Consider the following 13202-nt stretch of genomic DNA (forward strand, 5'->3'; position numbering starts at 1 on the left):
GACCGATGATGTTGGAGTCCCGCACGACAAACATTGATCGAAGGCGGCAGCCAATCGATCTTTGTTCCAAGAAGGATAATGCATAGTATTAGTGGCCATACCATAAGTATAAATTGTCCATTATAGAGAGACCTCAAGGATCTTCTCCTGGTACGTCGAAAGCCAATGCAACCTTATTCCGCACGAAATGCATTCGCGTTGACCCGGCGCAGCTTTCTTGGAGGCGCAATCGGCTCTTCCTTCATCGGCCAAGCTCAGGCGAACCCGCATCAGCGGATTGCGGTCGTCGATTGGGCCATGTTCGAGACCTTGCTCGCCCTGGATGTCGTGCCTGCCGCTGCGACCGAACTCGTGCAGTTTCGGAAGATTGCAGTCGAACCGCATGTGCCAACGCAAGTTGCGGATCTCGGCCTTCGCGGCTCTCCGAATTTCGAAATGCTGCGTCTCTCCAATCCCGATCTGATCATCAGCTCGCGCTGGTTTTCATGGGTGCAGGACAGCCTCGAACGGATCGCGCCCGTCGCGTCCTATTCGATCTACGAACCGGGTCGCCCCCCCTACGCCTCGGCCGAGCAGATCACCATCGCTCTGGGTGAGTATCTCGGACGCAAGCAACAGGCGCAGGCCTATGTGGAGGCATCGTCCCTTGAGATCGCACAGGCGACCCGGCGCCTCGCCGACAGGGCGATGCGGCCCGTTTTCCTGATCAATCTCGGCGATGCACGCCACTTCAGGGTCTTCGGCGCCGATAGCATGTTCGGCGACGTTCTCCAGCGCCTCGGTTTCAGGAATGCCTGGCCGAAAGCCACCAGCTATGCAGCGGCCGCGCCAATCCCTCTCGAAGCTCTCGCGGAGGAGCCCGAGGCGTCGATCGTCATCATCTCTCCGGTTCCACCGGATGCGCACAGCACTCTCGCGAATAGTCCGTTGTGGAAGGCCTTTCCGGCCGTTCGCGACGGGCGCGTCGTGACGCTTCCACCGGTCAATCCCTTCGGTGCGCTTCCCGCCGCAAGGCGCTTCGCTCGAGTGCTGGCGGAAGCGTTCTCCAAGCTCGGAGCCCCGACGCATGGTTAGGGCAATGACGGAAAGGCCATCCGTGCTCGCATGGCTTCTGACGGCTGCCGTCGCCATGGGTCTATGCTGGTATCAGGTCCTGAACCTGTTTCCGTTATCAGGCGGTCAGGGCTTCGATCTCAATCGCATCCTTCTTCTCAACAGCGTTCTTCCCCGCGCCGCGGTCGCGCTGCTCTCCGGAGCAGCGCTCGGATTGTCCGGTGCCTTGTTGCAGCAGGTCCTGCGCAACCCTATCGCGGATCCGTCGACGCTCGGCATCTCGGCGGGTGCGCAATTCGCCATGACCGCGGCCACCTTATTTGCACCGGCGCTCATGGATACCGCACGCGAGACCGTCGCGCTGTTCGGAGGGCTGGCGGTCGTTGCCATTCTCCTTTCCCTCACCTGGAAGCGTGGGCTCGAGCCGATCACCCTCGTCCTCGCCGGCATGGTGGTTTCCTTGATCGCCATGGCTTTAAGCGCGGCTCTGATCCTCGCGAATGGCGAATACATGATGTCCCTTCTCATCTGGGGCAGCGGTTCGCTCACTCAGCAGGGCTGGGATCACGCTCAGACGATTGCGCTCACGCTATCCATCTCCGTTATCGCAGCCTTCCTCCTGATCCGTCCGCTGGAGATCCTAAGCCTCGATGACGCGAGCGCGCGCAGCCTTGGGGTCAGTCTCCTGTCCCTGCGCCTCCTGGCGCTCGCCGTCGCCGTTTGGCTCGCCACGACCATCACGGCGGAAGTCGGAGTGATCGGCTTCATCGGGTTGGCAGCCCCAACTTTCGCCCGGCTGTGCGGCGCGCGCAGTCAGAAGGACACCTTTGTGGCAGCGCCGCTCATCGGAGCCCCCATCTTGTGGCTCACGGATGGCCTCGTGCAGCTTGCGGCCGGTGGATCGGCGGAGATCGTGCCTACAGGAGCCGCCACGGCGCTGCTCGGTGGACCTCTGCTCCTCTATCTGCTCCCACGCCTTCGGCTCGCCGGCCAAGCATCCGTATCGATGCCGCCCTCACCTGCGCGACGGATTGCTCGACCACACCTCCCGTTCCTCGCGATCCTCCTTCTTGTCATGGGCATGATCGTGCTGGCGCTGCTCATTGGGCGCGGACCGGATGGCTGGAGTGTGGCAACAGGACAGCTTCTTGACGACCTCTTCCCGTTCCGCGCACCACGCATCGCCGCGGCAGCCGCGGCCGGAGCGATGCTGGCAGCGGCTGGAATGATCCTGCAGCGGATGACCAACAATCCTCTCGCGAGCCCGGAAGTGCTGGGCGTCAGTGCCGGTGCCGGAGTTGGTCTCGCTGCCGTGCTCTTCACATTTCCTGCGCCGACTATGGGCACACGGCTGATCGGTGCCACGGTCGGCGTCCTGATCGCCCTGATCGCACTTCTCTCGGTGGCCGGGCGGCAGGAGAGAAACTCGGAGCGCCTCCTGCTTGGAGGGCTGGCGACCGGGGCTCTCTGCAGCGCTCTGGTCAACGCCGCCATGATCACGGGCGATGCACGCGCCTTCCAGCTTCTGGCCTGGATCAGCGGCTCGACCAATCAAGTCACGTGGACGGAAGCCTCGGTCGCAGGTGCGGTGGCGTTGGTCCTGCTGGGACTGCTGCCTCTCATGACGCGCTGGCTCGAAATTCTGCCTCTGGGAGCCGATCAGACGCGAGCTGTGGGATTGCCGCTCCAGATCAGCTGGATGACCCTCACCCTGTTTGCCGCAGGCTTGACGGCTGCGGCCTCGATCATCGTCGGACCTTTGAGCTTTGTCGGGCTTGTCGCTCCCCACATGGCGCGGCTGCTCGGCTTCGGTCGTGCCCATCACCAGCTGCTGGCTGCAATCCTGATCGGGACGGGACTGATGACAGGAGCCGATTGGCTCTCCAGGATCGTCTCCTTTCCCTATCAACTCCCGCTGGGTCTTTTCGCCTCGCTCATCGGCGGACCGTATCTGATCTGGCTTTTACGTCGAAACCGATAGATGGAGCGCCATTGTCCATGGAACATACGATGACATCACCCATCCTTCGCGCCGAAGCGAGGGTTACCCTCGCTGGCCCCATCCAAATGATGGAAAAACTCTGCGATCATTTCATCGAACACGGCAAGGTGGATCGGTCCGAGCGCTCGGCTCGAGTGGAATTCGATTATGGCATTGCATCGGTCGAGGCCGATGACGACACTCTCTACCTTCGTGCCGAAGGGACCGACGCGACAGGACTTGCTTACGTCAAGTGGAGCCTCGCGGAGCATATCCTGGGTTTTGTCGAGGGCGAGACACCTCGCATTGCCTGGTCTGGCGATGGCGCTGCCGGAGCGCCGCTTCCCTACTTCCGCGAAATGCACGTCGTCCGCGCGACCAACATCACGCCCCGTATGCGCAAGGTGAGGCTCAAGGGAGCGGATCTGGCGCGCTTTGCCATCGGCGGCATGCATGTCCGCCTCCTGTTTCCTCCAAAGCCCGGTATTGCACCACAATGGCCGGTGATGGGTGAGGACGGACGGCCCGTCTGGTCGAAGGGAGAGGATCGGCCAGTGATGCGGATCTATACTATCCGCGAACTCGATGTAGAGCGCGGTGAGATCGATATCGATTTCGTCCTGCACGAAGGTGACAACACGCCCGGCTCGACCTGGGCCCAGCAGGCACGCTCCGGAGACATCGTCGGAGTGATGGGACCCGGCGGTGGTGACCTTCCGGCTGCCGACTGGTACTTGTTTGCCGGCGATGAAACGGCGCTTCCGGCTATCAGCCGCATCCTAGCGGAGCTCCCGGCCGAATGCAGAGCCACCGTCCTGCTCGAGGTGGCCGATGCGAGCGAGGAGCAGCCTCTTCGCTCAGCCGCCGCACTGGACATCCGCTGGATGTACCGGAACGGAGCGCCGGCAGGAACGACGTCCCTGCTCGAGGATGCCGTCCGTGGGATTGCCATGCCGTCGGACCAGGCGCGCCGCTTCATCTGGGCCGGCTGCGAGCAGAAAAGCTGCCGATGCCTGAAGAAGCTCTTGCGCAAGGAGTGGAAGGTCCCGACCTCGGAGCATCAGGTCGTTGCATATTGGCGTGCAGGCCATACGGCCGATCAGGTCGAACATTAAAGAAGAGCCGCAGGGGGCAGTTCCCCTACGGCTCTTTTCATTTTCAGTCGATACCCTGAATTACGCGGCTTTGACTCCGGAGAGGAAGGAGTCGACCTCCTGTCCAAGGCTGGCGGTGTGCCGCGCAAGCTCCTGAGCCGCCGAAAGCACCTGGGATGCCGCGGCACCTGTGTCGCCGGCTGCCTGACGAACCTCTCCAATGCTGCCCGTGACGACCTCTGTGCCGCGGGCCGCTTCCTGCACATTGCGGGAGATCTCGGCCGTAGCCGCACCCTGCTCTTCCATGGCCGCCGCGATCGTCACCGAGATCTGGGACATCTCGCCGATGGTACCGGCAATCGCCTGGATGGCCTGTACGGCCTCGGCTGTCACCTGCTGCACGCTGGCGATCTGAGCCGAGATTTCGTCGGTCGCCCGAGAGGTCTGGTTGGCGAGTTCCTTCACCTCCGAAGCGACGACCGCAAAGCCCTTACCGGCCTCTCCCGCCCGGGCGGCCTCGATTGTGGCGTTGAGCGCCAGGAGGTTGGTCTGGGACGCAATGCTGTTGATGAGCTGAACCACGTGGCCGATCTTCTCGGCGGAGCCTGCGAGCATCTGCACGATGCCGTTCGTACGCTGGGCATCGACCACGGCGCGCTCGGCAATGCTGGACGACTGAGCCACCTGCGAAGCAATCTCACGAATGGAGATGGACAGCTCCTCCGTGGCCGCCGCAACCGTCTGCACATTCGCGGAAGTCTGCTGCGAGGCGGAAGCGACGCCCACGGATTGGTGGGTCGCCTTGTCGGCGACCGACGTCATGGACTGAGCGGTCGCCTCCAGATGCGATGCAGCAACGGACAGGCGATGCGTCAGGGTCGAAACCTTCGACTCAAAGTGCTGCGTGAGCTTGTCCAGCATCTGGGCACGGCGGGTCTTCACCTCCTGCTCTCGAGCAGCAGCCTCACCTGCCTGTCTCTGGGCGATCAGCGCGCTTCTAACCATTCCTATTCACCAGAGTTTGTTTCGGGGCCTATTTGGTAGCGCGGACGTGCTGATCGGTTGCGTTTCTTTCACCGCGGCGAGATCTGGAACGTGGGGAACGCGTTGGCCGGGACGGGATGGGATGACCGGGGCGATGGCAGCCCCGGCGCTCAGGGCGAGGCCGCCCGGGGCTGGGGTGCCAGAGCGCTCGCAAGACGGCGGACGAGATCCGCTTCCGGACAGCACGAGGCAAAGGCCAGTCGGATGCGGCTGGTGGTTTCCTGCACCCGCACGGCGATCTTGAGCAGGCGCAACCGCAGCGTTGCGAACTCCGCCCGGGCGAGATCTCGCGTGGCTGGGATGGCCTCCCGCACGGACAGCATCAGCCAGTAGGCGGCCGTGTGCAGTACGAGCCGGACCTGGTTGGCCACGGCGCGCCGGCACGAGGTCCGATCGGAGGCGAGTTGCGCCTTGTGGAACTTGATCCAGTTCTCCGCCTGACCGCGGGCACAGTACAGGCTCTCATAGATGACGCGCGGGCTGGTGCCGGTCAGATTGGTGACGACAAAGCGGATGTCGAGCCCCAGGCGCGTGGCCTCGATCCGAGCCACCACCCGGCGCTCGCACGACCAGCTCTTGGCTCGGTGTGTCGTCTCGGCAAAGCCTCGGATGACGTCACAATCTTCCAGCGCCCTGTGGGTGCGCACCGCATCGGCCACCTCCTGAACTTTGGTGGTGAGTGGCCGGGTGCCAGCCAGCCCAAAGAGGTAGCTGGCGCCGTTCTGCTCGCAGAACGTCATGGCCTCGGGCCGGGCATAATGACTGTCGCCGCGGATCGTGATGTGGGTGAGCGGCCAGCGCCTGCGGATGCGCCGCACCAGCCGACGCAGATGCGCCCGCACCTCCAGACCCGAAGGTGTTTTGCCCGGCCGCAGCACGATGGCGACGGGGCGGCCGGTGGCGCTGTCATAGACATGGATGGGCAGAAAGCAGCGCTCGTCATAGTGGGCGTTGAACAAGGAGAGTTGCTGGTGCCCATGCACCACGTCGCAGGTGTCGTCGATGTCCAGCACCACACCATCCGGCGCGGCGGCATAGCTGTCCATCCATTGATCGACCAGAGCATAGGTCAACCGGATGGCATCGCGGGTTGTCGGAGCGTTCTCCAGCCGGGAGAGGGTTGGCTGCGAGGCCAGATCCGCACCCGTCTCGGGCAAGTGCCCGCAGGCGAGCTTGAACGCCGGGTCAGCGCGCAGCAGGCCGAAGTCGTTGCAATCCTCATAGCCGCACGCGATGGCGAAGATGCGGGCGCGGATCATGTCGGTGATCGCGTGCGTCACGCGGCCTGGATCGCGGCGATCCGGGATGAGGCGCGCCAGCCGCTCGGCGATGCCGAGCCGGCGCTCGGCCTGGGCCAGGAGCATCACACCACCGTCCGACGACAGGCGCCCACCGTCGAAAGCAGCGGTGATCTTCTTGCGGCCAACGGCTGGAAACGGGAAGGTGGCAGGTGTATCGTCCGGCATGGCGAGTGTGGCACAGGGCAATTGGTGGCAGGGATTAGTCTCAACAACCAAATCCTACGCTGCTTCAAGTGCTTAAGCTACACTCGCCAGCCTTCATCAACCTTCCCATGCATAAGAACGGCTAGCTCCTGACGGGACTTGGCCACTGCACCGATCTCATCGCCACGGTCCTGGTAACCGATGGCGCTTTCGAGATCTCCTTCCGCCAGCTTCTCGACCCGGCCGGTGATCTCCTTGAGCGGGCGGAACAGTCTGGTTGCAATCAGCATGGCGCCTATGCTGGCAAGAACAGCGATCAAGCCGGCTGCTATGGTCAGCATCGTCATTGTTGATGAGTAGGCCTCATGCAGATCCGCAACCGGCACGCCTACATAGAGAATGCCGTTGACCTCGCCTGCATTGTCGAAAGTCGGCTGATAGGCCGTGTAGAACTGGCTCCCGAACAGAATCGTCGGGCCGTAATAGGGCTCGCCGCTGCGAACAAAGGCTTGAGCCGGGCTATCCGGAGCCAGGGCCGTGCCAACTGCCCGCTCCCCGTTCTCTTTCTTGACCGTCGTGACGCGGCGGATGAATTTGTCCTGCGCCGCATCGAAGGTGAAGATAGTGGCATTGCCACCAACATAGGACACGGAATCGTCGACAACCGAGAGATCCTTGTACTCGGCCAGCGGCGGACTCACGATGCGTGCGACCCGACCATTCTCGATCCTGGTCTCGGCGCCGGACATCCGCGCAGCATAGACGAGAGAGAGGCTGCGCAAATACTGCTCGGCCCTCTGCTGCTGCTGTATCTCCAGATCAGACCAGATCTGACGCGAAGCGGCAAACCACATGGTTCCAGCCGTCGAGAAGATGACCATGGCAACCAGCGCCATGATCTTTACAGGCAACGTAACTCTATTCAACACCGAAGAGCCCCAACTTGTACTGTGATTTGCTTCGCAATACTGCTCGATTGGTTAATGTGGCCCTACTTTACTATAAGTATATTTACCCGCCTCCTAGGACAAATGGCGAAACTAGTTCCAGTTGCCGCTGATCTTCTATGTTGCGTACTTGCTGCGGAGATAAGCGAGATAAGGCGCCGGATCGAGACGGCGTCCCGTTTCGCGCTCCAGCAACTCGTCGCGCCTGAACCGGCGGCCGTGCTGCCAAATCCGGGTGCGCAGTTCTTGCGCCAGAGTAGAATACTCGCCTGCCGTGATGGCAGCATCGAGAGAGGGCTTCTGCCTGCGCAGGGTCTCCATCATTTGCGCGCCCATGACATTGCCGATCGTGTAGGTCGGAAAGGAGCCGATATATCCCGTCGACCAATGTACGTCCTGCAAGACGCCATGCGCATCGTTCGGCACGACGAGATCAAGATCGCGTCTGATTGCGGCATTCCAGGCTTCAGGCAGATCGGCCACGGGCAGCGAACCGTCCATGAGAGCACACTCGATGTCGGCGCGCATTATGATGTGGAAGTCATAGGTCAGCTCATCAGCCTCGACGCGGATGAAGCCGGGCTCCACGCGTGTGACGGCGCGATAGAACTCTTCCGCGCTCACGTCGCCGCGTTGATCCGGGAAATGCTTCTGCAGCTCGGGGAAGTGAAGCTGCCAGAAGGTACGGCTGCGGACGATGTGGTTCTCCCAGAGGCGCGACTGGGATTCATGGGCACCGAAGCTGGTGCCACCGACCGTGTAGAGGCCGACCAGATCGGTGGTGAGCGTCGTGCGGGTGTAGGCCGGATCGACGCCCTGCTCATAGAGTCCATGCCCGGTCTCGTGGGCTGTGCCGAAGATGGAAGCCGGAAGATAGTTGCGGTTGTAGCGGGTGGCGATGCGCACGTCGTTGCGCGTGAACGACACCTCGAACGGATGCACCGTGGTATCCAGGCGCCCACGTTGGAGATCGTAACCGAGCTTCTCGGTAAGGCTCAGCCCAAAGGCGCGCTGCCCCTCTTCCGGAAAGTCGCGGAACAGGAAGTCCGAACGGGGTTGAGGCCGGGACCTCGCGGCGTCAAGGATCGGCAGCAGCCCAGCCCGCAATTCCTTGAAAAGATCTTTGAGACTCGCAGCCGTTTCGCCTGGCTCGTAGATTGATACCATTGCGTCATAGGGATGCTCGCTCCAGCCGATGCAATCGGCATATGCGCGGGACAATTCGACAGTCTTGGCAAGGTAGGACGAGAAGATCGAGAATTCGCTCTTTGAACGCGCCTCGATCCAGGCTGCCTGGGCGACGGTGCGAAGGGCCGCCCGCTCCTGGATCAGGGATGCAGGCACTCTCTTGTGATGCTCCACCGCATGCCGCGTCTGCTGCACCATGCGCCGCTCGGCAGAATCCTCCGCAAGTCCCTCGACCGCCCGCTCGGCACCCTCAAGCGCCCTCTCGGTCTCGGGCGCGAGAAGCAGATCGCGCGCGATCCGCGTCAGCGTCGCGATCTGATGTCCGCGGGTTTCCGCTCCGCCCGCGGGCATCATGGTGCGGGAATCCCATGTCAGGACGGATGTTGCATTGAGCACATCGTTGACGGCAGCGATACGCTCCTGGAGCGCCACGAGAGAGGCGTGCTGGGTCATGTCTGTCAGTCTTCTCGATTAATCCGTGCCGCCGGTGTTGAGATGGCAGGCGGAGAAGCGGCCGGGGCCGATAGCGGTCAGCGGAGGCGTTTCCCGCTTGCAGCGTGGACCTGCGAAGGGACAGCGCGGGTGGAAGTGGCATCCGCTCGGTGGATGGAGCGGCGACGGAATCTCGCCTGCAATCGACCGAAAGTCCTTCCGGCCCACGCCGATGCGCGGAACACTCTCGAAGAGCGCTCGCGTATAGGGATGGTTCGGTTTGGCATAGAGCTCGGATGTCGGCGCCAGTTCGACGATGCGTCCGAGATACATGATCGCGACTCGGTCGGAGACGTGTCGAACCACACCGAGATCATGGCTGATGAAGATACCGGTCAGATCGAGATCGCGACGCAGATCCATGAAAAGGTTCAGCACCTGCGCCTGGATCGACACGTCGAGCGATGCCACGGGTTCGTCAAGCACGAGAAGATCCGGCTTCATGGCGAGTGCGCGGGCAATGGCGATGCGCTGGCGCTGGCCGCCGGAGAACTGATGGGGAAAGCGCCTGCGGTAGCTCGGGTCGAGTCCGACGCGGCCGAGCAGATCTGCCACATAGGAATCCGCCTCGCGCGACCTGACGATGTTGTGCGCCACCGGGCCTTCGGCCACCGTATCGCCAATGCGGATGCGCGGATTGAGGCTCGCGAAGGGATCCTGGTGGATCATCTGCACACGGGTCGTCAGCTTCTGCGTGCGCCGTCCCTGCGACTTGGCCACGGGCACCTTGTCGAACAGGATCTTGCCGTCGCTCGGCGTGTAGATGCCGGCGACCATGCGCCCAAGCGTCGACTTTCCGCAGCCGGATTCACCAACGAGGCCCACAACCTCGCCCTTGGCGATCGTGAGACTTACATCGGTTACAGCGCGCACAGTCTCGGCCTTCTGCCCCGCACCCAAGAGACCGGCGATGCGCTCTCCGAGATTGGGTTGCTTTACGAAGCGCTTCGATACGTGGTCGATGTCAAGGAGAGCGGCTGGCATGAAACGGGCTCGATCGGGTAATGGCAAAGGGCGGTGCGTCCATCCTCGAAGTGCTGGACAGGCGGTGTCGTGGTGCAGGCCGGTCCCGCCTTGGCACAGCGGGGCGCGAAGGCGCAGCCCGGCGGGAGATTGGCCAGGGAAGGCGTCGAACCGGGAACTTGCGGAAGCTTCGTCCCGGGCTCGTGCTCGGCGGGCACAGATGCGAGGAGACCAGCGGTGTAGGGATGACGCGGCGATGCGATCACGTCGGCGGCAGGACCGCTTTCCACAACCCTTCCCGCATACATGACGCAGATATCGTCCGCGAGGCTCGACACCACGGCGAGGTCGTGCGTCACCCACACGAATGCCGTGCCGGTCTCATCCGCAAGTCGCCGCACCTCGGCAAGGATCTGGCCCTGGATCGAGACGTCGAGCGCCGTGGTCGGCTCATCCGCGATGATGACGGCAGGGCTGTGCAGGAGAGCGATGGCGATAGCCACGCGCTGGCGCATGCCGCCGGAGAGCTGATGCGGATACGTATCGAGCCGCTCCTCGGGACTCGGAATGCCCACCTTGGCGAGTGCATCGCGCGCTCTTTCACGAGCTACCTTGCGCGAGACCTTGTCGTGAGCCCGCACGGCCGCGATCATCTGCGTTCCGATCTTGAGGACCGGATTGAGCGTCATCATCGGGTCCTGGAAGACCATGGCGATTTGGGCGCCGCGGACTTGCCGCATGGCCTCGCCCTTCAGGCGGGTGAGATCCTTGCCGTTCAGGAGCACCTCGCCCCCTGCGATCCTGCCGGGCGGCTCGACTAGGCCGAGAATGGAATATCCCGTCACGCTCTTGCCGGAGCCGGACTCGCCGACGAGCCCCAGAATACGGCCACGGCCGACCTCGAAGCTGACGCCGTCGACGGCCTTCAGAACGCCGGCCCGGGTCTGGAACTGCGTCTGAAGGTCTTTGACACGAAGAACCGCATCACTCATCGGCTGCGCCTCGGGTTCAAAACGTTGCGGACCTGATCGCCGACGAGATTGATGGCGACGACGATCAGCATCAGCGCGATGCCCGGATAGATCGAGATCCAGTAGCGACCCGACAGCAGGAATTGGAACCCATTGGAGATGAGGGACCCCAGCGAAGGCTGCGTGATGGGAAGTCCGAGCCCAAGGAAGGACAGAGTCGCTTCGAGGGCGATGGAGTTCGCCACCTGGACCGTCGCCACCACGATCAGGGGTGGCAGCGCATTGGGCAGGAGATGACGAAATAGCACGTGGCGTGCAGGCAACGGCGTGGAAAGCGCCGCCTCGATGTAATCCTTGCGCCGCTCCGCGCTGGCCGCACCATGGGTCGTACGTGCGAAATAGGCATATTGCGCAGCCACGAGCGCCGCGACGAGCTGCAGCAGCCCCTGTCCCAGCATGGCGACGAGAACCAGCGCGAGCAGGATTGCCGGCAGAGAGAGCTGCAGATCAATGATGCGCATGATAAGCGCCTCGATGCGGCCGCCATAATAGGCAGCAACGAGACCGACCGTCGTACCGAGTACAAGCGCCAACGTGCTGGCCATGACGCCGACGATAAGGCTCGTGCGCAACCCATAAAGAATGGCAGAAAAGATGTCTCGCCCGGCAGCATCGGTGCCGAGCCAGTGGACATAGCCTCCGGATCCGACCTCTCCGGGCTCAAGACGGGCATCGAACAGGTCGAGAGTCTCCTGGTTATAGGGATCCTGCGGCGCCACGAAGGGCGCTAGAACAGCCATGAGAACGATTGCGACGACGACGATCAGGGCAGCGACCGCAACGGGGCTCTGGCGAAAGTCCGACCAGAAATTGGAGAACCGGGTCCAGCCAGTCTCCGCCGGCAATGGGAGAGCGGGAGAACTGCTCATGATGCCGCCTTTACACGGATGCGCGGGTCAAGCTGGCCATAGACCAGATCGACAACGAGATTGATCATAACGAAGAGGAACACTACGAGAATGAGGTAGGCGACCATCACGGGCCGGTCGAGAACGGTAATCGAATCGATGATGAGTTTGCCCATGCCGGGCCAGTTGAAGACCGTTTCCGTCACCACCGCGAAGGCAAGCGTCGAGCCAAGCTCCAGGCCGAAGACCGTCACGATCGGAATCGAGATGTTCTTGAGCACATGAAGGCCGACGACCTTGCTCTCCGACAGGCCTTGTGCGCGGGCAAAGCGCACATAATCGGAGCTCATCACCTCGACCGTGCCCGCGCGCGTCAGACGGATCAGCAGACCGAGCTTGAACAGCGCCAGGTTGAACGCCGGCAGAATGATGTAGCTCCAGCCCTCGAGCGAGGTGATCGACAGGTTCATGCCGAGCACCTGAGTGGTCGGCCCCCGCCCGCCTGACGGCAACCATCCGAGCTCGACCGCGAAGATCATGATGAGCAGAAGTCCGACCCAGAAGCTCGGCACGCTGAACCCGAGGACCGAAAAGCCCATGATCGCTTTGGCTGAAAGGGAATCTGGCTTGTAGCCGGCCCACAAACCGAGCGGAATGCCGAGGCCGGTGGCGATCAACATGGCCGTCAGCGCGAGTTCCAATGTTGCTGGAAGACGCGACATGATCAGGTTGAGCACAGGCAGGCGATAGATGAAGGATTGGCCGAGATCCCCGTGCAGCATATTGTTCATGAACACGAAGTACTGCTCAATCAGGGGACGATCGAAGCCGTACCGCTGGATGAGCGCTTCGCGCAGGGCTTGGTCCGATCCCGGATCGATCATCACGTCGATCGGATTGCCGATGGCGTAGACGCCAAGGAACACGATGATCGACATCGCGATCACGACCATGATCGCTTGCAGAATGCGCTGAATAAGAAAACCAATCATGCTGTCTCGTGCATGGTGTCGGGATGCCGAGGAGCGAGGGACAGGCTGTCCGACACTCCAGGACGGGGATCAATCAAAAAAGCCGGAGGGAAGATTTTCTTCCCTCCGGGAGAGGCCGGCCGGG

General features: G+C 62.4%; 11 protein-coding genes. 3 read left to right on the forward strand and 8 right to left on the reverse strand.

What is annotated here, in order from left to right:
• The first annotated feature begins 165 nt into the window (after nt 1-165).
• From FS320_RS09525 to FS320_RS09535, 3 genes are read left to right on the forward strand one after another with little or no spacing between them, the layout of a single operon-like run.
• Nucleotides 166-1074, forward strand: coding sequence for an iron-siderophore ABC transporter substrate-binding protein (locus tag FS320_RS09525; protein ID WP_152711156.1), 909 nt, complete (start codon nt 166-168; stop codon nt 1072-1074).
• Entirely contained in the window at nt 1067-3034 is a 1968-nt protein-coding gene (gene fhuB, locus FS320_RS09530) for a Fe(3+)-hydroxamate ABC transporter permease FhuB (RefSeq protein WP_152711158.1), read from the forward strand. Before FS320_RS09525 ends, fhuB begins: the two co-directional genes overlap by 8 nt.
• Before the next feature lie 29 nt (nt 3035-3063).
• Entirely contained in the window at nt 3064-4149 is a 1086-nt protein-coding gene (locus FS320_RS09535; protein WP_152711159.1) for a siderophore-interacting protein, read from the forward strand.
• A 60-nt stretch (nt 4150-4209) separates the two neighbouring features.
• On the opposite strand, the gene FS320_RS09540 is transcribed toward FS320_RS09535, so the two are convergent.
• The 8 genes from FS320_RS09540 to FS320_RS09575 form a co-directional block, all read right to left on the reverse strand.
• Nucleotides 4210-5133, reverse strand: a complete 924-nt coding sequence (locus FS320_RS09540; RefSeq protein ID WP_152711161.1) for a methyl-accepting chemotaxis protein — start codon at nt 5131-5133, stop codon at nt 4210-4212.
• Between the two features lie 149 nt (nt 5134-5282).
• Nucleotides 5283-6638 carry an IS1380 family transposase gene (locus FS320_RS09545; protein ID WP_152711201.1) on the reverse strand — a complete coding sequence of 452 codons (1356 nt, stop codon included), beginning with the start codon at nt 6636-6638 and terminating at the stop codon, nt 5283-5285.
• Nucleotides 6639-6715: 77 nt separating this feature from the next.
• Entirely contained in the window at nt 6716-7528 is an 813-nt protein-coding gene (locus FS320_RS09550; RefSeq protein ID WP_152711163.1) for a Cache 3/Cache 2 fusion domain-containing protein, read from the reverse strand.
• Nucleotides 7529-7681: 153 nt separating this feature from the next.
• Complete coding sequence (locus tag FS320_RS09555; protein ID WP_152711165.1) at nt 7682-9205, reverse strand: carboxypeptidase M32; 1524 nt, start codon at nt 9203-9205, stop codon at nt 7682-7684.
• Between the two features lie 18 nt (nt 9206-9223).
• Nucleotides 9224-10228, reverse strand: coding sequence for an ABC transporter ATP-binding protein (locus tag FS320_RS09560; protein WP_152711167.1), 1005 nt, complete (start codon nt 10226-10228; stop codon nt 9224-9226).
• Nucleotides 10180-11199: an ABC transporter ATP-binding protein gene (locus FS320_RS09565; protein WP_152711169.1), complete on the reverse strand. Its 1020-nt coding sequence runs from the start codon at nt 11197-11199 to the stop codon at nt 10180-10182. The genes FS320_RS09560 and FS320_RS09565 overlap by 49 nt, the downstream gene beginning before the upstream one ends.
• Complete coding sequence (locus tag FS320_RS09570) at nt 11196-12107, reverse strand: ABC transporter permease (protein ID WP_152711171.1); 912 nt, start codon at nt 12105-12107, stop codon at nt 11196-11198. Before FS320_RS09570 ends, FS320_RS09565 begins: the two co-directional genes overlap by 4 nt.
• On the reverse strand, nt 12104-13078 hold the full coding sequence (locus FS320_RS09575; protein WP_152711172.1) for an ABC transporter permease: 975 nt from the start codon (nt 13076-13078) through the stop codon (nt 12104-12106). Before FS320_RS09575 ends, FS320_RS09570 begins: the two co-directional genes overlap by 4 nt.
• Between the last annotated feature and the right edge of the window lie 124 nt (nt 13079-13202).

Origin of the sequence: Microvirga tunisiensis, assembly GCF_009296175.1 — a bacterium.
Taxonomy (GTDB): domain Bacteria; phylum Pseudomonadota; class Alphaproteobacteria; order Rhizobiales; family Beijerinckiaceae; genus Microvirga; species Microvirga tunisiensis.